Here is a 22,146-nt window from a genome sequence, read left to right on the forward strand (position 1 = left end):
ACTGCTCTCAATCCCCTAGTGCTTTTCCCAACAGAAGTGAGACGCACTTTAGCACAGACGCTTTGGACTAATCGGACAGCAGGCTGCCTAAATGTTCTGCGACCAGGAGGGATGCTTGCTTGGGGGAGAGGTCATTGGTGTCGCAAATAATATCTGCAACCTCACGATACAGAGGCTCGCGTTCCTGCAAAATTTCCGCAATACGCTGACGGGGGTTGGGTACACGAAGCAACGGGCGATTGGTATTCTTTGAAGTGCGTTCCAGAAGCTGATCGATATTGGCCTGCAAATAAACTACATGGCCATATTTTTGTAGCTGGCGTCGATTCTCCTCGAGCAAAACTATTCCACCACCGGTACCAATAACCTGGCACTCACCCTGGCAGAGCTCTTCCAATATTTCAGTCTCACGGCGGCGAAATCCCGCTTCGCCTTCCACATCAAAAATCCAGGGAATATCCGCACCAGTGCGCTCTTCCAGCACTTTGTCGGTATCGGCAAAAGGCAGCTGCAATTGCGCTGCCAACAACCTGCCGATTGTAGACTTGCCGGCCCCCATGGGGCCGACCAGGAAAATAGAGCGGGTGATCACTTAGAGTAGAAAGCCTCGTCTTCAAGAATACGCGGTGTGATAAACATCAGGATCTCACGTTTATCGTCCGTACGTATAGTCTTTTTGAACAAGTTGCCTAGATAGGGGATATCGCCTAACAACGGAATTTTGGATACTCCCTCAACAACATTACTTTCAAATACCCCTCCCAGGACGATCGTCTCACCGTTTTGAACCAACACCTTGGTTGCCAGAGTATTTACATTGATCGAAGGTACTTGCCCACCACCTACAGTGACATACTCGCCCACACTATTTTGTTCAAGGTTTAGGTTCATAATAATATTGTTATCCGGAGTAATCTGCGGAGTCACATTGAGTTCCAGCACAGCTTCGCGGAACGTAACAGAAGCAGCGCCAGACGAGGTCGCCTCCAAATAAGGGATCTCAATACCCGACTGAATAATGGCTTCCTGTTTATCGCCCGTAACAACTTTTGGTTGTGAAACAACTTCAGCTACACCGATGTCTTCAAGCGCAGACAGCTCCAGGCTCAAATAAAAATCATTTTTTAGAATAGCGTAAGCAATACTCCCTGCTGGGCTACTCACTCCAAGATCCACCAAGAGTGGGTCAAAGTCACCTGTTAGGCTACCAAGCGCAGTGCCATCATCTAAAGCTAAGCTACCAGAGCCAACACCCGTGGCATCATCAGAAAGATCTGCACTACCTACATAATCCCACTGAACTCCCAACTCTTTTTGGAAGTCACTGTTGGCGGTAACAATCCGAGCCTCGATCATCACCTGGCGGATGGGAACATCGATAACCTCTATCAGCTCACGAAACTGAGCAATCTTGTCTTCTGTGTCAGTAAGGATAATTGTGTTCGTTCGCTCATCAACAATGGCACTTCCGCGCGCGGAAAGGATGCTCATCTGCTGGCCGCCACTACCCCCAGCTATCCCATCGGCCCCACCTTGGCCAGAGAATAAGTTAAAAATTTCGCCAGCATCTGCATAGCGAACGCTAATAAACTCCGTAAGTAAAGGGGCAAGCTCCTGCAACTGTTTACGCGTCTCAAGCTCCTGACGCTCTCGCTCAGCAATTTCTGCAGCTGGCGCCACCATGATAACGCTACCTTCCTGACGCTTATCTAACCCCTTCGCTTTCAGAATAAGGGCCAAGGCCTGATCCCACGGCACACCGTCGAGGCGTAAGGTTATTCTGCCTTGTACTGTATCACTAGCAACCAAATTAAGATCGGTAAAATCGGCAATAACCTGCAAGACGGACCGGACCTCAATATCTTGGAAGTTGAGAGACAACTTCTTCCCATTGAACTGAAATTCCTTCTCCTTCTCACGAATTTCTTGCGCAGATAAAGGCTTAATACTCAATACATACTCTGTATCAGCTTGATAGGCCAAGTAATCATATTCAGTATCATTTGGATCAACTGCAATTACCGTGTTGCGCCCATCATAGTCCACAGTAATATTATTTACAGGGGTGGCGAAATCAGTAACATCTAGTCGCTGACGCAATGACTCAGGTAAGTCCGCACCTAAAAATGTTAGATAAATTTTACCGTTAGTCCGTTCAACATCGATATTAACTGCAGGGTCATTAAGGCTAACAATAACTTTGCCTTCTCCTTCTTCTCCTCGACGAAAATCCACATTATTTACTGCAATGCTTTCCGAGCGCTGAAACTGTTTTTCACCACCGAGGTTCAAGCCACTATCGTGTTCAACTGTATTTTGCACTGGACGATCACGCTCAGAAGACTCTGCACCAATTACTACAATTAACTGGTTACCTTGTCGCTCACTCGAATAAGCGGGAAGCTGATCAAGGTTTACTATGAGACGAGTGCGATCTTCACCGGAAACAACAACTGCACTTCTAGCTGTGCCGATACCTAAAGAATACTTCTTCTGCGGGAGAGCGCTTTCTACGCCGGCAAAGTCTAAAACAATTCGAGCTGGTTGCTCTATCGTATAGCCGGTGGGTTCTGGAGGCACATCATTAAAAGTTAAGCGCAGCTGAACTCGGCTACCCGGCAATTCGGCAAACTGTATGTCATTCAGCTTGTTTACCTGGGCACTAGAAGCTATTGGAAACAGCAATAACCCAAGTAGCAGTAACTGAACCCGAGCCATTAAATAGGCAAACCGTTTTCCGTTCATTATCCGTTGTCCCTCTCTTCCAACGCCAGTGCCCGTGGCCGCTCAATCCAGCCGCCGGTACCATCAGGTATAATCTCAAGAATATCTAACTGGGAGCTTGTTGCATTCACAACGCGACCATGATTCTTCCCCAGGTAATTGCCCACAGTAATCCGGTGAATCCCACCAGTACCATCGTTAATCAGTGCCCAGATTTGACCTTCTCGAGCTAAGCTGCCAACCATCGATAGGAGGTCAATGTTAATTCCCTCCAATAATTCACGCTGCCGAGTCAGGTCTGGAGCAATATCTAATTTTCGCCCTACTATTCGCTGCTCAGATTCCAATACCGGGCGGGTAAAAGGGCTGCGCCTTGCAGCAGCGGTATAGACATAAGGGCTATAAGGTGTAAAAGTGGGGATTGGTTCTATCTGTCCCTTAGGCTTGCGCTCAATTGCAGCCATCCTCTCACGCAACTCGCTATGATCGGTATTTAGACCACAACCAGAAACAAAGGATAGGGCAATCAGTATAGGTAGACTTTTTCTCATCCCTCTTCACCCTGTTCCTTGTATCGATAAGTTTTTGCATTAATGATCATATTGAGAAGCCCTCCATCACTCCGTTCAGTGGAGATATCAAAATCATGAAGGGTAACAATTCTGGGCATTCCAGCTATACCACTAATGAAAGCTCCAAATTCGTGATAACTTCCTTGAACTTCTATCCTAATAGGCAACTCTACGTAAAATTCGCCAACCCGCTCTTGCTCCAACTCAACTTTGCTAATTGTAAGGCCACTACCGCTACCATACTCGTCAATATCCTCGAGTAAGCCTGGAACCTCTGTATCTTTCGGCAATTGTTTTAGTAAAGCACCGAAGGTTTCTTCCATCTCAAACAGCTGGGCCCTATAAGCCTCAAGATTTGCAGCCTCAAATTGCTTTTTTTCGAACTGACTAAAGAGGTCTGATTCTTTATTTACAGAGAATTCAAGCTTGCTATAAATATCTTTAATCAGAAAGTAATAACCAGCACCGATTACCAGTGCCGCACTAAGTACCAGAACAGCAATTCGCCCAGATAGGGGCCAAACACCTATCCGAGTAAAATCAATATCATTGAAGTCAATTTCATTAAGCTGTTTTACAGTATCTGCCAGTGCCATTTCTGAAGTCCTTTACTATTTTGCGCTATCTTGATCATCTTCTTTCTTGCGCCCACTGACCTTCACCGTTAGCTGGAACTCACTTGCCTGATCGCCGTATTGCGGGGTTGCGGTTACACCTGTTAATTGGGGGGCCTCGTACCAATCTGAATGGTCTAAATTTCGCATAAAAGAAGAAACGCGATTATTGGATTCAGCCACGCCAAGTAAGTCTAATCGATCACCTTCTCTTTTTAGCTCACTAAGCCATAGCCCCTCGGGGGTTGCTCGCACAATCTCATCAAAATAACGCACTGCGAGAGGTCGATTACCTTGCAACTCCTGAATTACCCGCATTCGATCAATCAATTCCTGGCGGCGCTTCTTCAGGTCTTTTATTTCTCTTACCTGAATATTAAGAGCGTTAATACGGGTTTGTAGGATTTGGTTTCTTTCATTTTGTCGAACAACCTGTTGATCAACCGTTTTCATCCACAGAAATACCGCCATTGCAGCCGCAATAAAAACCAGCAATGCCAATTGCTGGAATTCTTTTTGCTTTTGAGAGCGGTACTCCTGACGCCAGGGAAGAAGGTTAATTTTTGCCATGTCAGTAGTCCTTCTCCCTCATAGCCAAGCCTGTGGCAATCATCAGGGATGGAGCTTCACTCGCCAAAGCTTGCTGGTTGACTCTTGACGAAACACTCATCCGCAAAAATGGATTAGCGATTAAAGTTGGCCTGCCCAACTTTTCGCTAATCAAATCACCAACTCCCTCCATGGCGGCAACACCGCCACCGAGCAGGATAAAATCTACATCGCTATAGGATGTGGAAGAGTAAAAGAACTGCAGTGAGCGGGTTACCTGTTGCACGACTGCATCACGGAAGGGCTCCAACACTTCAGCAAAATAGTCATCCGGCAGACCACTCCCTCCCTGACGCTTCGCTAAAGTAGCCTCCTCCGCGGATAGACCGTAGCGACGCTGGATCTCATCGGTGAGCTGCCGCCCACCAAAAAGCTGCTCTCGGGTATACACGGTCTTACCGTCCACAAGGACAGATAAAGCACTCATTGTCGCCCCAACATCAATAACGGCTACAACTAGCTGCTCCTGCGGAGGAAGTTGGTCTTCCAATAGAGAGTAAGTTCTCTCTATTGCGTACGCTTCAACATCAACAACACCGGGCTCAAGGTCCGCCTCTCCCAAGGCGGAGATTCGCTGTTCAATGTTCTCTGTACGACAGGCGGCAAGTAGAACCTCCACTTGCCCCTCCCCCTTCTCAGAAGGCCCCTGTACTTCAAAGTCCAGGCTAACTTCCTCTAGCGGATACGGAATATATTGGCCAGCCTCAAATGCAATTTGAGCCTCAAGAGCTTCATCATTGAGATCTGCCGGCATTTCAAGGGTCTTGGTGATCACCGCCGACCCAGACACAGCCACAGCCGCTTGGCGCAGGCGAGTTTTAGAACGTCGTACAACTTTGCGAATAGCCTCAGCCGTCGCCCCCACATCGTTGATATTCTTATCAACTACGGCATTGGGTGGGAGAGGTTCCACGGCGTAACTTTCGACACGATATTTGTCGCCGTTGCGACTTAGCTCCAGCAACTTGACCGCAGTAGAGCTAATATCGAGTCCCAACATGGCCTTGGGGCCTTTGCTCAGAAAAGGGAAAATTCCCATTTTTTCTTATCTTTTCCGTGGGTTATGAGGGTTTGATGTTATAGCACTTTAAATTAACGCTTCAACCTGCATTTGCATAGGTAATAGCGCACAATATTCGTATAATTATTCACCTAATCACTTTGATGAAGTACACAGAAGCAGTTTCATGACCGTAAAAGCCCGCAATCGTCTGCTCGCACTGCTTTGGCTCGGCCTTGCCGGTGTGGCCGCTACAGCAATGGCCCTAGCCAGTATCTACCTCTACCTCAAACCGGGGTTGCCCTCAGTGGAGAGCCTCCGCGATATCCGCTTACAGACCCCTCTGAGGGTCTACTCACGGGATATGAAACTGATCGGTGAGTTCGGTGAAAAGCGGCGCAACCCTATCACGATCGAGCAAACGCCAGAACCCTTTATCAAAGCGATCCTCGCCGCTGAGGATGCCAGCTTTTACTCCCACAATGGTGTCTCCATCAAAGGTTTGATGCGGGCCGCCTCGCAGCTGATTAAGACCGGTTCTATCCAGTCTGGTGGTAGTACACTGACAATGCAGGTGGCGCGCAACTTCTTTCTCAGCCGAGAACAGCGTTTTGTGCGCAAGTTCAATGAAATTTTGCTATCACTGCAAATTGAGCAAGAGCTGACCAAGGACGAGATCCTCGCCCTATACATCAATAAGATCTTCCTCGGAAACCGCGCCTACGGTTTCCAGGCTGCAGCTCAGGTCTATTACGGCAAAGATATCAAGGATCTGAATCTGGCCCAGTGGGCTATGATGGCGGGACTCCCCAAAGCGCCATCGACCTTCAACCCTCTCGCCAACCCCTCCCGAGCCCTAGTACGCCGCAACTGGATCCTGATGCGGATGCTCGACCTTGGCTATATCAACCAGGATCAATATAACCAGTCTATTACTGCGCCGGTAACAGCCAGCTATCACAGCCGCGATCTCGACCTGGATGCACCCTATATCGCCGAGATGGCACGGAAGGAGGCAGTAGACCTCTTTGGCGACAACGCTTATACCGACGGCTACCAGGTCATAACAACGGTAGACAGTCGCCTGCAGGAGTCGGCTCGCAATGCGCTTCAGCACGGTCTGGAAACCTATGATGCGCGCCACGGCTATCGCGGCCCAGAACAGCGTCTTGCACCGGAATTGCTGCAAGATAGCGACCAGCTTATCGATTTACTCAACGAGATTCCGATTCTCGGCGGTCTGGAACCCGGCGTTGTCACCGCAGTAGAACCCAAGAAACTTCAGGTTCAACTGAGAGATCGGCGCGTAATTGAATTGCCTTGGAGCAATGGACTCAGTTCTATCAGGCCCTATATTTCTGAGAGCGCCCGGGGCGCACGCCTTCAGTCCGCTGAAAAAATGTTTGCTCCCGGAGATGTCATTCGATTACGCAAGGTCGTTAAGGAAAAGAAAGAGGGCAACTCCAGTAGCGAGATGATCGCCGCCGCTGTAGATGAGCCCCTTCAGGCCGATCCGTTTGCGGATCCCGAGAGCGGTGATACCAAGCCTGCTGAACCCCAGGTGACTGAAGAGTGGGTTCTAGCCCAGGTCCCGGAAGCACAGGGCGCCCTGGTATCTATTGAGCCCGAAGATGGGGCTATCCGCGCCCTTGTCGGTGGTTACGACTTCCGCCAGAGCCACTTCAATCGGGCCACTCAGGCCGCCCGGCAACCCGGCTCCAGTTTTAAGCCCTTTATTTACGCCTCGGCGATCGAGCGCGGATATACAGCGGCCAGCATTATCAATGATGCCCCGATTATCTTTGAGGAAACCAACCTGCAAGATGTATGGCGGCCTGAGAATGACGGAGGGACCTTCCTCGGCCCAACTCGTCTGCGTATGGCTTTGTACAAGTCCCGCAATATGGTCTCAATCCGGTTGCTGCAATCCCTAGGACTGGACTACGCCCTAGGCTTTGTCGAAGGCTTTGGGTTTGAGCGCAGCAAGCTCGCCCGCAACCTGACCATTGCTCTGGGTAGCTCCGCTCTCACGCCCCTGGAGATGGTGCGAGGCTATGCCGCCTTCGCCAATGGTGGCTACCGAGTGGAGCCCTACCTGGTTGACCGGGTATTGGATGTAAATGGCGAAGTCCTGTACCAGGCACTGCCTCTCACGGTATGCGATAACTGTCCCGAGCCGGGCACCAGCTCTGAAACCCTGTCCGCTGAACCCGTCGATCTCGCGGAATTACAGCTGGAAGGGCAAGGGGTCGATCAGGGTGAAGAGCCTGCGGAGCTACACGTACTGCCCGTTGGCCCCCTCGACCCAAGCAAGAGCCAAGCGCGTCCTCGCGCTCCGCGAGCCATGTCTGCAGAGACGGCATACATAATGGATTCAATGCTTAAAGATGTTATCAAAAAGGGTACCGGGCGCCGCGCTCTGGCGATGAAGCGCGGTGATATTGCCGGAAAGACCGGTACCACCAATGGTCCACGGGATGCGTGGTTCTCGGGTTATAGCCCCTACCTGGCAACCAGTGCCTGGGTTGGCTTCGATTCCTATGGCGAACTGGGTAAAAATGAATACGGTGGCTCAGCCGCCCTGCCTATCTGGATCGATTTTATGAGCAGTGCCCTCGAAGGTCTTCCCGAGCGCCACCTGGCTCAACCAGATGGCATAGTTACGGTACGCATCAACCCTCAAAATGGCTTGCGCACCTCTTACGGGGGCATGTTTGAGATATTCAGGACCAACCGGGTGCCCGGCCGCGAAGTGTATAACCCATATCGCAATCGCTACACCGATGAAGATATGGATATGCCCAGCCAGGATAGCCGGGAGGATTCTTTACCGGAAGAGCTGTTCTAAGCGAACAGCCCAATCAAAAAAGGGGCCTCAGGCCCCTTTTTTGATAATACACTGCAAAACAAGTCAGTCACTGCGATAGCGCAGGCAGGCCCGCTCTAATCCCTGCAGGTCGGGAATAACCGCCTCCTCACCAGAAAGCGCCACATGCATTAACTCTCCAGGGTTTAGTGGCTGCTCTCGCAGCGCTAACTCCTCAGGGGTAACCCGCACCAGGCGCGGAGTGCCGCGCAAGAGCAATGCAAAATACGGCAGCTCGCCATCGGGATTTCCCGTGCTCAGCACCGCAATACGCCCCTCTTCTGCAACTGCTCCCAAGGCACCGCCACGCATCACTTCAAAAGATACCACTGGCAGGCGCTGTTCCCGCCAGATCAGATCCCCCAAATACCATTCGGGCACATCTTGAACTGCCATCGGCGCTTGTATTGCAACAACCTCTGAGAGGCTGTCCACCGGCACCAGCAACTGCCCCTGTTCAAGGGGCAATAACAGGCTGCTCACTTCCTGGGGGACATCTACCGGCAGCGCTTCAACTTCACTCATTGCCTATCTCTATATTATTCCTGATATTTGCCGTCTCAGCTTCCGACAGCTTCGGCATCCGCGTACTCACGAATAGCCGCCAGCAGTACATCTTCCTGGTAAGGCTTACCCAGGTAGTGGTTAACTCCCAGGGACATAGCGTGATCGCGGTGCTTATTACCGGTACGCGAAGTAATCATTACGATAGGAATATCGCGCAGGCGGCTACTGGAGCGAATATGGCGGGCAACCTCGAAGCCATCCATACGCGGCATCTCAATATCCAGCAAAATCAGATCCGGGATCTTATCCTGCAGCTGGATAACCGCATCCTGACCATCCTTTGCAGTGCTAACCAGATAGCCCTCTCGCTCCAGGAAGCGCGTCGTTACCTTGCGTACCGTAACCGAGTCGTCCACAACCATAACGGTCTGCTGGCGCGCCTCCTGCTCGGACTGCACTTCAGGCTCTTCCTGAATTTGAAGCTGTGGCACTTCCGGCCTTGCCAGCTGGGTGGCCTGGCGGCGCAGCAGGGCGTGAGCGTCGAGAATCACCACGACGCTACCATCACCAGTTACCGTTGCACCTGATACCCCTTGAACCCCGGAGAACTGCGGGCCGAGGCTTTTCACTACAATCTCGCGGCTGCCCTTAATGGCATCCACCTGTAATGCCATAGCGTGCCCTTCAGAGCGCACCAACAAAACGGGCAGTTGCATATCATCGACACTGAGCTTGGGTTGAGCACCAGACTTCAGCAGAGTACCGAAATAGCTAACCTGATAGAGTTCTCCGGCGTATTCGAAACGCGCATCATCTGAGCGATAGTAGTGCTCCAGCTCAAATGGGCTGAGGCGCACAATACCTTCGATAGTATTCAGCGGCAGTGCAAACAGGTCATCGCCAATTCGCACCATCAAAGCGCGGTTAACCGAAACTGTGAACGGCAGACGAACGACAAATTCTGTTCCTGCGCCTGCCTCTGAGTTGATATGGACGCTGCCACCGATCTGCTTAAGCTCGGCGGATACAACGTCCATTCCCACACCCCGGCCAGAGATCTGGGTAACTTTTTCTGCAGTGGTAAAACCAGCCTGCAGAATGAACTGAAGAATCTCATTATTCGAGAGCTCAGCATCCGGCCTCATCAGGCCATTTTCCACCGCCTTTTCACGCACCCGGATCAAATTGACACCGGCACCATCATCGCGGATGGTGAGGACAACTTCACTGCCCTCCCTTTTCAGCGCCACATCGATACGCCCACGCTCAGACTTGCCGGCAGCCAAACGCTCCTCTGGCATTTCAATGCCGTGGTCCACAGCGTTGCGCAGCATATGCTCCAGTGGCGCAACCATACGCTCCAACATGGACCGGTCCAGCTCGCCTTCAACGTTGGAGAATCCCAACTCGACCTGCTTGCCCAGCTCAGCACTAACTTGGCGCACGATGCGACGCAGGCGCGGTACCAGACGGGAGAAAGGTACCATGCGGCTGCGCATCAGACCTTCCTGCAATTCGGTATTTACTCGGGACTGCTGGAGCAACAGGGTCTCTGTATCACGCGCCTTGTTATTCAGGGTGGAGCGCAGCTCCATCAAGTCAGATGTGGACTCCAGCAGGGAACGGGACAATTGCTGAATAGACGAGTAACGGTCCATTTCCAGCGGATCGAAGTCGCCGTCCTGTTCTGCCAACTGCTCCTGGCGGAACAGGATCTGAGCCTCGGTCTCGCGGTCCAGGCGGCGCAGCTGTTCGTTGAGACGCACCAGCGTCACATCCATCTCGTCTAGGGCGAGACCGAACTCACTCATCTGCTCTTCAAGACGACCACGGGAAATTGCAGTCTCACCGGCGAGGTTTACCAACTCCTCCAGAAGTTCAGCAGCGACACGCACCATCTCCTGGGGCTGGTTCCGGGTCGGTGCCGCTACCTCCTGCTCTGCATTACCGGCCTTGCGGATAAACGGCAAAACGTTATCGCTTTCCTGACCTACAGCGATCTCGGGCAGCTGCGTAGCAACTACATCAGCATCCGGCTGAGTACTCTCGGCCGCAGTGACTTCATCACCTTGTTCCGCGTCCGCTACGAGAACAGTTTCTTGAGGCTGTTCACCTGGAGCTTCAGATTCAATAACTACTTCTGCAGCTGCCGAGTTAGCCGGTTTCTGATCCGCCCAATCGGTGCTGACCATCTGTACAAAAGCATCAAGCTGTTCACCAGCCATCCAGGCGCGAACTGTCTCTACTCCATCGGCGAGACGATCGTGGATACCATGGGCATTGGCGAAGAAATCTGCGGAGGGCCGATCGTTGTCGCGCATGCCTTCGATCACCGTTTCAAAACGGTGAGCTACTTCACCCAACCCCATTAGGCCAGCCATACGTGCACCACCTTTAAAGGTGTGCAATACACGCTTCAGGGCCTCACCTTGCTCGCGGCCTTCCGGCTCCTCTTCCCAACTCTGAATCAGTTCCTCCAGCTCATCGGTAAGATCTCCCGCCTCCTCCATAAAAACATCGACAACATCCGGGTCAATGTCTGCCAACAACTTCTGTAAATCGACTGATTGAGCGGAATCCTGTGATGACACCTCGCTACCCGGTTGCTCGATAGCCAGGTCGCCAGCAGGTTCAACTTCAGGTGCAGAGAAGGGTGCTTCAAATTGAGATACGTCCTCAACAGCGGCCTCTTCTATGGCCTGCAATTGAGGAATTTCCGAATCCTCAGCCTCGCCATCGAGAGATTCCCCATCGTGCGACACCTGTAATACAGGTGGCTCAATCCACTCATCAGGGGATGCTTCTGAAACCAGGAGCTCGGTTACTTCCGTGGGCTCCGACGCCTGCTCTTCAGGCTCGGCAATAGCCAGTGCTTCGCTATCGATTCCCAGTTCATTGAGGTCGTAGTCATCTTCAGCTGAAGAGCTGGTTTCCTCACCCTGAGCCAGGTAGCGAAGCGCCTCTTCCACAGCTTCACTGACTTCAGGGAGGTCTTGTGCTGCAGCTACTGCATCGATTAAATCAAGTAGCTCGTTGTGTCCCTGCTCAAGAGAGGCCCATAGCGCTGGCTCCTGCTCAAGATCACCAGCAAGGACTTTGCGATAAACATTCAGCAACAGCTCAGCGAGCTCGGCCAGGATCGGCAACTGCGCCCGGCTTGCCGCCTCCTGCAGAACATTGAGTTCGTCAGCGACCAATACAACACGACCTTTATCTGCCGGGTCAGCGCGCCACTCAGTCAGCATTTGGTCTGCATCAAGCAGCACCCGCATGCCATCAGCCATCAAGACTTCGAGAAGCTGGGGATCAACCGCGCGAGGTTCATTCGCCTCACGCTCGCGAATCAAGTGGCCTACAGAGCGCTCCTGCAATTCAGCAACGCGAGCAAGGAACTGTTCCGATTTCTCTATTGCGAGAGGCTCTGAAGAGCGAATCTGTTCCAGCACGTCACGCACATAGGTGGCGCTATCATTGATCAGATCAAAAATATCTGCATCGATAGGCACCTGATAAATACGCAGCTCTTTAGCGAAGCGCTCCAGTGGCGCCATAATTTCGGCAACCACTTTGACTTCCGCCATATGTGCGGAGCCTTTAAGTGTGTGGAGTGCCCGGTGCATTGGATCGCTGGGAACACCATACAAAGGCGCGGCAGCCTGCATATCCTGCAAATACTCATCTACGACATTGAGGTGCGTCTCTGCCTCCTGGGCAAAAATTTCCCAGAGTTGAGCCAGGTCTTCTCCGGTGTCCTCAACAACGTCAACTGCCGCGACACCGCCTGCACTTTGGGCTTCCAGATCAGCGGGCATCTCTCCCGCACTCAGCTGCTCAGCCCAAGCTTGTAACTGCAGGGTAAGCTGCTGATCGGGGTCGCTCTGTCCGTGTTTAAACGCCTCAATCATTGAGGGGAACTTCTGATACACCTGCTCAATCAGGTATACATGGGCAGGCCCGGGTTTCACACTGCCATCGATAACCCGGTTGAGCATATTCTCCACAGACCAGGCCAGTTCACCAATATCCAGGGCCTCGACCATACGGCCCGACCCCTTCAGGGTATGGAAGCCCCGACGAAACTCTACCAGGGCATCCTGATTGGCAAAATTGGCAGCCCACTCCGGGAAGTAACAACTGATATGCGCAAGAACTTCCCCGGCTTCTTCCAGGAAGATCTCGATAATTTCATCGTCAATCAGGCTCTCAGTGTCATCACCGAGTTCCTCCGTCGTATCCGCGACCTCTGCAACTGCAGCAACCGGCTCAACCTCAGCAGACTCTACCATCGGTGCAGCTTCAATGAAGTCAGCAATCTCAGCAGGCGCTTCCTCAGCTTCAGGAGCCTCTATCCCAGTTTCAACTTCAAGTACCGGAGCAGCTTCAACCTGAGGAGCCCCATCAGAGAACCAAGACTCCTCCGGAACAGACTCTCCATCGATTTCCAGCTCGGACTCCACAACAGAATCTGCTTCATCGACAGGCAGCTGCAAAGTTATGGCAGATGACTCTTCCGCATTTATTTCAGCTTGAGAGTCCAGAGATTCGTCAGAAACCGCAGAGGCTTCGTCATCGGGGATTAAATCGTAATCAATAAGATCTGGCAGTTCGGGTTCTGATATCGGGGACGCTTCCAGACTGGCGTCGGCCTCACTCTCGTCGACGATCTTCAGCGAAACGCCCAAAGCCTCTACGCTATCTTCAGCCAGTGCCAAAAGCATTTCTGCATCAGCCAGACCTTCCGCACGACGCTCCAGGTAGTATTCAACACTGGTAATGGCATCTGCCAGAGTATCCAGCATTGTCCATTCGGGCTGTTCTCCAGCCTCAATCAGGGAGTTGCCAATATAGCGATTGCAAGCGGAGATAATTTCACCCGCTCGCTGGTAACCCACCATTTCAAGGCCACCACAGACTTCCTGTAAACGCTGTGGCACACGGCTCAGGTAACTGATATCCCAGTGGCTGGCCACATACTCCATGACCGCTTCTTTTACCGCTTCCAGACCGAGTCTGGCCTCGCGTAATACAGAGTCAGTGGCGTCGCCCATAATGGGCTGCTCATCATCGACTTTTTTATTGCGATCGACGGTGGCGGCAAGCGCTGAATCGAGCTGAACCAATTCCCCGGCGGCACGCATCAGGTACTCTTCAACGTCAGTACCACGGGAAGCATCGCGAAGGTCTTCGTAGACACTGCGAGCGCGAACCCGCTGCGCCTCCAATCCCAAAATACCGAGTGTATCCGCGAGACGCTTGGCCACTGCGGCAGTGTCAGACAGCGAGGGTTGTTCTGTATCAGTTGTACTGGGCTCCAGTGCTTCACGCACCAACTGCAGTTCATCGCGCACTGCAGCAATTGCACTGCCTAAGGCTTCTGGCCCCATCGCCAATACGTCTTCAGTATCCGGGCGAGGCGTACCGGGAACCGCCTTATCTAATGCGAAGCGGTGGTAGAGTTTCTCGCAGTGCGGCCCATTCGGACCGGCGAGGTAGACATAAAAAAGTAGGTTGCGCAGAAAGTCCTGATCCAGGCGCGCGTCCAATACCTTTGCGCCACGCCCCTGCAACAACCTGAATTCAATATCCACCTTGCGCAGTAAATGGCGCAGTGCGGGCTGCACATTAATACGGTGTTCGCCGAGCGCCTCCAAAATACCGAACAGTACTTCCCACAGGGATTGGCGGCAGCTGCCACTGTAAAGCAGCTGCATTTTTTCAATAATCTTGGTGAGGTAAGCCAGGCTTTCGCCACTGTTTACATCCCGGATCAGACCCGCAGCCGCAACGTGATACATCTTGCGCAACTTGGTGACCAGGTCATTTAAGCGGGCGCTATCGGCGACGAGGGGCTGGCGCTTTCCAATCACCGTTGCCAATGAAGACAGTTCTGGCGAGAAAAGCGCTCCTTCACTGATCAATCGCTCGCGGCGCACTGCGCGCAAGTCATTCATCAGGGGAAGTAAGAGAACGGCATTGTCACGACGCTGAAAAGAAACCTTTTCGAGGTAAAGGGGCAACTCCAGCAATGCGCGCATCAAAAATTCGCGCGTCTCGTCGGTATTTTCAACCGCACCAGTGGCGAGGGCCTGGATAAGTTGCTCCATCTCTTCTGCTAACATCGCGGCACCACTGAGCTGTGCCATATGCAAGCTACCGTGCACCTGGTGCACCAGCGACAAGCTGTTTTGCAGAAGAGAGGCACCCGCATCGGGTTCGACAGCGAACGTCTCAAGAAATTGGCGCGCTTGTGCCAAAGTCTCGTTAATTTCACCGATCAGCCAATCCAAGGCCATGAAGTTCGGATTGTCGTGACTCACGCCAAGTCCCCAATAATTTATTCAGTACTCAAGCGCTACAGTTTTCTGCGAGAAAAACTCGCGGATTTATCGGAAGCAATTCCGTGCGCCCCTTTTGCGCCCGGCCAACTTTCATAATGGCCGGGCATTATTGTGTGGGTTAGGCCAGGGCCCGGTCTTCGCGGGACTCCAATGAATGAGTATCTTCACCTTCAATAGCGAAAGTATCTGTATCCATTTCCGGCAACTCCACGTCATACAGCTCGCTGTTGCTTTCAACACTTTCCTCTTGCGGAAGTTTGAAGCCGGCAACGGATTCGCGCAGTGCACTCGCGGTCTGCGCCAGGTTACCAATGGACTGGGCGGTAGCTTGGGTACCCGCAGAAGTCTGCGAGGTAATTTCCTGAATCACGTTCATCGTGTTGGAAATGTGGCCTGCAGACGAAGCCTGCTGACGGGCAGCGTTAGAAATGTTCTGAATCAACGATGCCAGGTTGTTGGATACACTTTCAATTTCTTCCAGTGCAACACCCGCATCCTGGGCCAGACGAGCTCCACGTACCACCTCACTGGTGGTTTGTTCCATGGAGATTACCGCCTCGTTGGTATCGGACTGAATCGCTTTTACCAGACCTTCGATCTGCTTGGTTGCAGCTGCAGAGCGCTCCGCAAGTCGCTGTACCTCATCCGCAACCACCGCGAAGCCTCGACCGGCATCACCGGCCATGCTCGCCTGGATCGCGGCATTCAATGCAAGAATGTTGGTCTGGTCGGCAATGTCGTTAATCAAACTTACGATATCGCCAATTTCCTGGGAGGATTCACCCAGGCGCTTAATTCGCTTGGAGGTATCCTGAATCTGCTCGCGGATGTTATCCATGCCTTTAATGGTGTTCTGTACCACCTTGGCGCCATTACTTGCGATATGTACTGAGCGCTCGGCTACCTGGGCAGATTCGGAGGCGTTGGCAGATACCTGGTCAATGGTGACCGCCATTTCGTTAACCGCGGCAGAAGCTCCGGCAATTTCCTGTGCCTGGTGCTCAGAGGCCTCGGCCAAGTGCAGTGCAGTCTGCTGAGTTTCCTGGGACAAGCCAGATACTTCCTGTGCAGCGCCATTAATCCGCGATACCAGCACACGCAGCTGGTCAATAGTAAAGTTAATGGAGTCGGCAATCGCACCAGTAAAGGCTTCGGTTACCGTTGCAGAGGTGGTCAAGTCACCGTCGGCGAGGTCGGCCAGCTCGTCCAGCAACTGCATAATCGCGTGCTGGTTACGCTCGTTGGTATCTTCCTCTTTTTTCAGGTTTCGGCGGGTACCGGAGAATGCCATCGCCATCATACCGAAGATCAACAAAACGAAGACCAAAGCCAGTGCAGCAATGGTCAAGTTGTTGGGCTGGCGATCATCTGAAAGGTTTACGATTCGGTCATTCAGCGTACTCAATGCTTCGATCAGCTGGGGAGATGACGCGATAATGCCGTCAGAGGCCTGGCGGGTAGCAAACAGGGCTGGAGTTGCTTCGAAGATATCTCGTACGGAGGTGCTTACAAAGCCGAACAGCTCAGTAATTTCATCCAATGAGTGGCGAGCCTCTTCATCGGTGATACGGGAAATCCCCATCACCACATCGCCGCTCTTCATACCGTCAACCACCTTACCGAAAAGACTGGCGTCGGTATTAAACTGGTCAGCGGCGGCTTCAGCATCATCGCCACCTTGGAGCATTTTATCGATATTTCGACCAATACGCTCCGCACGCCAAACCTGCAACTGGGCCTGTTCCACCTGATTTGCCGGGGCGTTGTTAGCCAGCAGAATTTCTACAATATTGTTGTGCTCAGCCTGTAATTCCGGAAGCGAGTCACTCAGCGTTGAAGCGATATCGTTAAGAAATACGATGGTTTCCTGGTTGCCGATAATCGTGTCGACCTGCTCGCGCAAGCTGCGCCAAACCTGATCGTAGGCAGACAGCTGAGCACCCAGGGCGCGGCGACTATTGTCATCCATTCGCTGAAGCTGGTTCCAGGCATTAGCCATTTCTTCGGTAACATTTTCCAGCTCGGTAAAGGCCTCACTATCGCCTGCGGTTGCCGCCGGCGCATAGGAAACTACCTGATAGGAAAGGGCCCGCAACTCGGCGACTTGCTGCAGGTACTCTTTATCCTGCTCGTCTCGAGTCTGTACCAAATAAATACTGACAATAAGCCCCGCCAGCGTGGCGAGTACCAGTAGACCTAATACCAGCGCGGCAGGGTTACTGCGCAGCGCGGAAAAGGAACTCTGGGAGCCTGGTTTCATAATTTACTCCTAGCGGGCCATTGCATTAGGCCGGTTTAATACCACTTTAGTTTTAACGCTTTAATGACAAGACCCCTCAGTCAGTGCTGTACATCCCTGCACTAATTGCGGGCCATCCGGTCGACCACCCTCGGCTACCGGAAAGAAAGAACTGGATTAGTCAGCGTAAAGCTGCATCCATAAAACGCGCATCCTTGATCAGTGCCCGCATATCGAGAACGAGCCAACGATGCTGCTGTAAAACAAACTGGCCGTGCACCATTGGCGCAAATGGTTCACTCAAATCTGTCGGTGCCTCACGGGCATACTCAAACGCCAAGTGCTGCATCCCAAACAATTTATCCACGATAAGCCCCACGTAGGTCTTATCCCTCTCGAGCACCAAAACACGACGTTGCTGGCGCGGACCTGAGAGGTAGCCGCCATAAAAAGCTGCGAGATCAATAAGGGGAAGCAGGCGACCACGAACATTAGAGACGCCTTTTACCCAAGGCTGAGCGCCCGGAATAAAGGTGTGCTGTGGCACTTCGAGCAATTCCACAACGTCATCCATGGAGGCGACAAAGTGGTTATCCAGAAGAGAGAAACCGATACCGGTCCAGTAGGGTTTGATTTCCCGGCGGCCAGGCAGGCCAGTGGCCTGCGCTTTGGCGCGCCGTGCAATATCAACCAGAGCTAAATAAGGTGTTTGTGACTGCACTTTTCGCAGCTGGCTATTAGGCCAACACCTCCCCGATCGCATCCAGCAATTTGCTCTCATCGACAGGTTTGGTCAGGTAAGCCCTGGCTCCCTGACGCATACCCCAGACACGGTCTGTATCCTGATCTTTGGTAGTTACCATAATGATCGGAATTTCACCGGTATTGCTGTCTTTGCTCAATTGGCGGGTGGCCTGGAAACCGTTGAGACCCGGCATCACAATATCCATCAGGATCAGATCGGGGCGCTCGGCGCGGGCTACTTCAACTCCGCTTTCACCGTTGGGAGCGGTGATTACTGCGTGGCCATTTTTTTCAAGAATGGTTGTCAGCTTATGTGTTTCTGTAGGAGAGTCATCAACTATTAGTACTCTTGCCATCATTTCCCCCATGACATCTTTTCGGCAACAACTACTGCGCTCGGCGGTTTTTGTTGTGATTATCCTCGCTAGCATGTGCCGAGATGCACTATGACTACCGATAGTGTGGGTACAAAAATCAACCGGTCTGTAACAACCGGAAAATCTGTACTCTAATTAAATTTTGGTACCGAGCTTGTGGGCACAATGCCCACAATGGAGTCCGTTATCTATATTTTCTTTTTTTGTAGGCCACTTATGCGGCATGGTGCGGCTTGGCATGAGCGGAAATAGCACCCAGCAGCTCGCTCTTACTAAAAGGTTTGGTCAGATATTGATCGCAACCAACAACACGCCCTTTTGCCTTATCGAACAAACCGTCCTTACTCGACAACATTACAACAGGGGTGGAGCGGAATTCGCTGTTATTTTTTATTAACGCACATGTTTGATAGCCATCCAGGCGCGGCATCATAATATCGACAAAAATGACATCCGGACGGGAGTCCGCGATTTTTGCTAACGCATCAAAACCGTCTGTCGCGGTGACCACGGTACAGCCCGCCTTTTGCAGCAACGTCTCCGCAGTGCGGCGAATTGTCTTACTGTCGTCGATCACCATGACAGTCAGACTTTCCCAGTTAAGCTCCATAGTCTTTTTTGAATCCCCTGTTTACTTATTTTCGGGCACGCGAAAACTTTAGTTGCGCCCTTTTTTCAAACCGCTTGCGGGGTCCGGGCGCCTAGCCTGGCGAAGGTCGCACGCTGAGACGAACTTTTATCACAGAACCCCAGGCGAATCTAGCTGAGTCGACACACTGCAGGCGACGCAGTTCAAATTATCACCACTTATACATTCATTGGAGGTATTGCGCTAAGAAGGTTGCACCTTCGCAAAGCTGCTCTTACCTTATCTATCCAACAACGCTGGTAGCGACCACAAATTTGGGAGCAAAACCAGTGATAACTGGGATAGAAATACCCAACGATTTGGAAACCCGTATGAATTATTCCCTCGGTGTGGTGATGGACCCCATCGCCCAGATCAATTTTAAAAAAGATACGACGCTTGCACTGTTACAAGCCGCACAAGATTGTGGTTTCCAGCTGTTTTATTTCGAGCAGAGCCATCTTTACCTGGAGAATGGGCGCGCAACTGGGCGCGGCTGCCCTATGCAGGTTTTTGATGATGAGAATCGTTGGTTTTCTCTGGAAGAGTCCAGAGAAATGCCTCTCGGCGAGCTGGATGTAATCCTGATGCGTGTCGACCCCCCCTTTGATAATGAATATATTTATTCCACTTATATTCTCGAAGCCGCAGAGCGCGAAGGTGCAACGGTAGTCAACAAGCCCCAGGCGCTACGCGACTGTAATGAGAAAATTTTTGCGACAAGTTTCCCCCAGTGCTGCCCACCGGTTCTAGTCAGTCGCGATATGGCCAAGCTGCGGGAATTTCACCGAACTCATCAAGATGTCATTTTTAAACCTCTAGACGGTATGGGCGGTGCGGGCATCTTTCATTGCAAACCGGACGGCGCCAACTTGGGAGCAATTCTGGAAATGCTTACCGACCACGGCCGCCAGCAGATTATGGCGCAGCGTTACATCCCCGAAATCAAAGACGGTGACAAGCGTATCCTGGTCGTTAACGGTGAAGCGATTCCCTATTGCTTGGCGCGAATTCCGGAAGCGGGCGAGACTCGCGGCAACCTTGCAGCCGGCGGGCGCGGCGAAGCACGTCCCCTGACCGATAGAGATCGTTGGATCGTTGAGCAAGTCGCTCCCACCTTGAAGGAAAAAGGCCTGTTATTTGTCGGGCTGGACGTTATTGGTGACTACCTAACAGAAATTAACGTCACCAGTCCCACTTGTGTCAGGGAAATCGATGCCGCTTACAATACGGACATAGGCGCGCGACTAATGAGCGGCATCACACACCTGCTGGCACAAAAAAGGTAAACTGGACGTTTGATAACTCTCAGGGCGGTTTACCACTGGGAACAAGGCTGTGTGAAATGCACGCCCGAATAAGTAGTAGTTGATAATAGATAATGAATTCCTCTGCCAACGCGACTCAATTTCATGCAATGCAGCGTGATCGCTTTGTATTCTCATTGTTTCTTGCGGTCGCCTTGCACGTGTTAATTATCTTTAGGCTAACTTTTGGGTTTCCCGAAGGTGCACAGGCGCCACCGACACTTGAAGTCACACTTTCTTTGCAAAATTCCGCTCAGGCCCCAGAGGATGCTGACTACTTGGCACAGCACAACCAATTAGCCAGTGGTACTGCAGACTCTCGGAAAGAGTTATCCACTAAGCGCCGTGCCGAGTTTGTCGATACGCAAATTCATCGCGTGACGCCTTTGCCACAACAACAATCTGCGCGACCAGCAGAGCAACGCCGTCTGTTAATTACCACAGTTAGTGAGAGCCCGATTCAGGCTCCTGAACTTTCGGCAGAAGATAAGTTATCCGAGCAAAAGCGCGGCGACGCACCCAATGACCTGCCATTGAGCAACCCTAAAATAGCTAGCCTAGAAGCGCGTCTCGATAAAATTCGCCAAACTATTGCCGAGCGCCCCCGAGTGCGCAGATTGACATCTGTAGCTACAAGAGCCTCAGCCGATGCCGCTTATTTACATGAATGGCGCCAGAAAATAGAAGCTGTTGGCAGCGATAACTTTCCCGAAGAGGCCTTGGAAAAACAAATTAGTGGCGAGTTACGCATGATGGTGCGGTTGCTTCCCACCGGAGCCGTCGAGAAGGTTGTTATTCTTCAATCCTCCGGCGAGCGCATTCTCGATGATGCGGCCCAACAAATTGTGCGTCTGGCTGCCCCCTTCGCTCCCTTCCCAGTAGAGATCAAGAACGAAGTTGACCGACTGGAAATTATCCGTACCTGGCAATTCGAAAGAACCGGGGGACTTACTACTTCTGCGGGGGATCTGCCCAGCCGAGGCTAAAATGGGCTTTCAACTGGCGGTTTATTACTGATCTATGCCTAATTCGAATATCGATAGCGACCTGACTCACGGAAACCTGCGCGGCCAGTTCCTTCTGGCTATGCCCGGTATGGAGGACCCGCGCTTCAAACACGCTATCGCACTGATTGTTGAGCACAATAGCGACGGTGCCATGGGCATAGTGATCAATATGCCCAGTAAAGTGCACTGGCATGAGGTATTCGAGCAGCTGTCTCTGGAAGATCTCAGCTTGCGCGGTGACGAACCAGTTCTACTGGGCGGCCCCATGTCACCAGAGCAGGGATTTGTACTGCACGGCACCGGCATGCACTTCGACTCTACAACCGAAATCAATTCAGATATCAGCCTGACCGCTTCCAAGGACATCCTCGAATCCCTCGCCGCAGGGCGCGGCCCTGACGATGTACTACTCGCCCTCGGCTACGCAGGCTGGGGGCCCGGTCAGTTGGAGCAAGAGCTGACAGAAAACGCCTGGCTGACACTGCCGGCAGAGCCCGAGATACTATTCGCCACACCGGTCGAAAAGCGCTGGCAAAGCGCCGCCGCCCGCCACGGCATCGATCTTTCCGGCCTCGGCTCCCAAGCTGGCCACGCCTAACAGAAAAACTACTGAC

16 protein-coding genes are annotated in these 22,146 nt (G+C 52.1%); 4 read left to right on the top strand and 12 right to left on the bottom strand.

All coding sequences use genetic code 11. The annotated features are described in order from the left end of the window. Positions 1 to 67: 67 nt before the first annotated feature. Genes aroK through ACJJIN_RS16530 form a run of 6 tightly spaced genes read right to left on the bottom strand, consistent with a single transcriptional unit; the run spans position 68 to position 5,558 of the window. Positions 68 to 589: a shikimate kinase AroK gene (gene aroK / locus ACJJIN_RS16505; protein ID WP_413665828.1), complete on the bottom strand. Its 522-nt coding sequence runs from the start codon at positions 587 to 589 to the stop codon at positions 68 to 70. Further along, entirely contained in the window at positions 589 to 2,745 is a 2,157-nt protein-coding gene (locus ACJJIN_RS16510) for a type IV pilus secretin PilQ (protein ID WP_444895446.1), read from the bottom strand. The genes aroK and ACJJIN_RS16510 overlap by 1 nt, the downstream gene beginning before the upstream one ends. Beyond that, positions 2,745 to 3,275 carry a pilus assembly protein PilP gene (locus ACJJIN_RS16515; RefSeq protein ID WP_444895447.1) on the bottom strand — a complete coding sequence of 177 codons (531 nt, stop codon included), beginning with the start codon at positions 3,273 to 3,275 and terminating at the stop codon, positions 2,745 to 2,747. The genes ACJJIN_RS16510 and ACJJIN_RS16515 overlap by 1 nt, the downstream gene beginning before the upstream one ends. Beyond that, positions 3,272 to 3,892 carry a type IV pilus inner membrane component PilO gene (locus ACJJIN_RS16520; protein ID WP_444895448.1) on the bottom strand — a complete coding sequence of 207 codons (621 nt, stop codon included), beginning with the start codon at positions 3,890 to 3,892 and terminating at the stop codon, positions 3,272 to 3,274. Before ACJJIN_RS16520 ends, ACJJIN_RS16515 begins: the two co-directional genes overlap by 4 nt. 15 nt (positions 3,893 to 3,907) lie before the next feature. Further along, positions 3,908 to 4,480 (bottom strand): PilN domain-containing protein, encoded by a 573-nt coding sequence (locus tag ACJJIN_RS16525; protein ID WP_444895449.1) that lies wholly within the window; start codon positions 4,478 to 4,480, stop codon positions 3,908 to 3,910. Position 4,481: 1 nt separating this feature from the next. Continuing rightward, entirely contained in the window at positions 4,482 to 5,558 is a 1,077-nt protein-coding gene (locus ACJJIN_RS16530) for a pilus assembly protein PilM (RefSeq protein WP_444895450.1), read from the bottom strand. A 148-nt stretch (positions 5,559 to 5,706) separates the two neighbouring features. On the opposite strand from ACJJIN_RS16530, the gene ACJJIN_RS16535 reads away from it, so the two are divergent. Further along, entirely contained in the window at positions 5,707 to 8,367 is a 2,661-nt protein-coding gene (locus tag ACJJIN_RS16535) for a penicillin-binding protein 1A (protein ID WP_444895451.1), read from the top strand. Between the two features lie 63 nt (positions 8,368 to 8,430). Here ACJJIN_RS16535 and ACJJIN_RS16540 read toward each other — a convergent pair whose 3' ends face one another. The 6 genes from ACJJIN_RS16540 to pilG form a co-directional block, all read right to left on the bottom strand. Then, positions 8,431 to 8,910: a chemotaxis protein CheW gene (locus ACJJIN_RS16540; RefSeq protein ID WP_444895452.1), complete on the bottom strand. Its 480-nt coding sequence runs from the start codon at positions 8,908 to 8,910 to the stop codon at positions 8,431 to 8,433. 35 nt (positions 8,911 to 8,945) lie between these two features. Continuing rightward, positions 8,946 to 15,209: a hybrid sensor histidine kinase/response regulator gene (locus ACJJIN_RS16545; protein ID WP_444895453.1), complete on the bottom strand. Its 6,264-nt coding sequence runs from the start codon at positions 15,207 to 15,209 to the stop codon at positions 8,946 to 8,948. A 139-nt stretch (positions 15,210 to 15,348) separates the two neighbouring features. Beyond that, the gene (locus ACJJIN_RS16550) at positions 15,349 to 17,490 is read right to left on the bottom strand and encodes a methyl-accepting chemotaxis protein (RefSeq protein ID WP_413664075.1); all 2,142 of its coding nucleotides are present in this window, start codon (positions 17,488 to 17,490) and stop codon (positions 15,349 to 15,351) included. 160 nt (positions 17,491 to 17,650) lie between these two features. Next, the gene (locus ACJJIN_RS16555) at positions 17,651 to 18,190 is read right to left on the bottom strand and encodes a chemotaxis protein CheW (RefSeq protein WP_444892581.1); all 540 of its coding nucleotides are present in this window, start codon (positions 18,188 to 18,190) and stop codon (positions 17,651 to 17,653) included. A 16-nt stretch (positions 18,191 to 18,206) separates the two neighbouring features. Then, complete coding sequence (gene pilH, locus ACJJIN_RS16560; protein ID WP_108731421.1) at positions 18,207 to 18,569, bottom strand: twitching motility response regulator PilH; 363 nt, start codon at positions 18,567 to 18,569, stop codon at positions 18,207 to 18,209. A 235-nt stretch (positions 18,570 to 18,804) separates the two neighbouring features. Next, complete coding sequence (pilG, locus tag ACJJIN_RS16565) at positions 18,805 to 19,200, bottom strand: twitching motility response regulator PilG (protein ID WP_020413651.1); 396 nt, start codon at positions 19,198 to 19,200, stop codon at positions 18,805 to 18,807. 350 nt (positions 19,201 to 19,550) lie between these two features. Between pilG and gshB the strand changes: the two genes are divergently transcribed. The 3 genes from gshB to ACJJIN_RS16580 all read left to right on the top strand — a co-directional run bounded on the left by gshB (position 19,551) and on the right by ACJJIN_RS16580 (position 22,130). Continuing rightward, positions 19,551 to 20,507 (top strand): glutathione synthase, encoded by a 957-nt coding sequence (gene gshB / locus ACJJIN_RS16570; protein WP_444898268.1) that lies wholly within the window; start codon positions 19,551 to 19,553, stop codon positions 20,505 to 20,507. Positions 20,508 to 20,599: 92 nt separating this feature from the next. Next, positions 20,600 to 21,511, top strand: a complete 912-nt coding sequence (locus ACJJIN_RS16575; RefSeq protein WP_444895454.1) for an energy transducer TonB — start codon at positions 20,600 to 20,602, stop codon at positions 21,509 to 21,511. Positions 21,512 to 21,545: 34 nt separating this feature from the next. After that, a complete protein-coding gene (locus ACJJIN_RS16580) occupies positions 21,546 to 22,130 on the top strand; it encodes a YqgE/AlgH family protein (RefSeq protein WP_444895455.1) in 585 nt (194 codons plus the stop codon). The last annotated feature ends 16 nt before the right edge of the window (positions 22,131 to 22,146 follow it).

The sequence above is a fragment of the Microbulbifer maximicatervae (SeqCode) genome, assembly GCF_052467505.1.

What these genes read in the sequence shown, in the direction of transcription:
- ACJJIN_RS16510 (WP_444895446.1), bottom strand. Translation starts at nt 2,745, where the DNA reads ATGAACGGAAAACGGTTTGCCTATTTAATGGCTCGGGTTCAGTTACTG.
- ACJJIN_RS16515 (WP_444895447.1), bottom strand. Translation starts at nt 3,275, where the DNA reads ATGAGAAAAAGTCTACCTATACTGATTGCCCTATCCTTTGTTTCTGGT.
- ACJJIN_RS16520 (WP_444895448.1), bottom strand. Translation starts at nt 3,892, where the DNA reads ATGGCACTGGCAGATACTGTAAAACAGCTTAATGAAATTGACTTCAAT.
- ACJJIN_RS16525 (WP_444895449.1), bottom strand. Translation starts at nt 4,480, where the DNA reads ATGGCAAAAATTAACCTTCTTCCCTGGCGTCAGGAGTACCGCTCTCAA.
- ACJJIN_RS16530 (WP_444895450.1), bottom strand. Translation starts at nt 5,558, where the DNA reads ATGGGAATTTTCCCTTTTCTGAGCAAAGGCCCCAAGGCCATGTTGGGA.
- ACJJIN_RS16535 (WP_444895451.1), top strand. Translation starts at nt 5,707, where the DNA reads ATGACCGTAAAAGCCCGCAATCGTCTGCTCGCACTGCTTTGGCTCGGC.
- ACJJIN_RS16540 (WP_444895452.1), bottom strand. Translation starts at nt 8,910, where the DNA reads ATGAGTGAAGTTGAAGCGCTGCCGGTAGATGTCCCCCAGGAAGTGAGC.
- ACJJIN_RS16550 (WP_413664075.1), bottom strand. Translation starts at nt 17,490, where the DNA reads ATGAAACCAGGCTCCCAGAGTTCCTTTTCCGCGCTGCGCAGTAACCCT.
- pilH (WP_108731421.1), bottom strand. Translation starts at nt 18,569, where the DNA reads ATGGCAAGAGTACTAATAGTTGATGACTCTCCTACAGAAACACATAAG.
- pilG (WP_020413651.1), bottom strand. Translation starts at nt 19,200, where the DNA reads ATGGAGCTTAACTGGGAAAGTCTGACTGTCATGGTGATCGACGACAGT.
- gshB (WP_444898268.1), top strand. Translation starts at nt 19,551, where the DNA reads ATGAATTATTCCCTCGGTGTGGTGATGGACCCCATCGCCCAGATCAAT.
- ACJJIN_RS16575 (WP_444895454.1), top strand. Translation starts at nt 20,600, where the DNA reads ATGAATTCCTCTGCCAACGCGACTCAATTTCATGCAATGCAGCGTGAT.
- ACJJIN_RS16580 (WP_444895455.1), top strand. Translation starts at nt 21,546, where the DNA reads ATGCCTAATTCGAATATCGATAGCGACCTGACTCACGGAAACCTGCGC.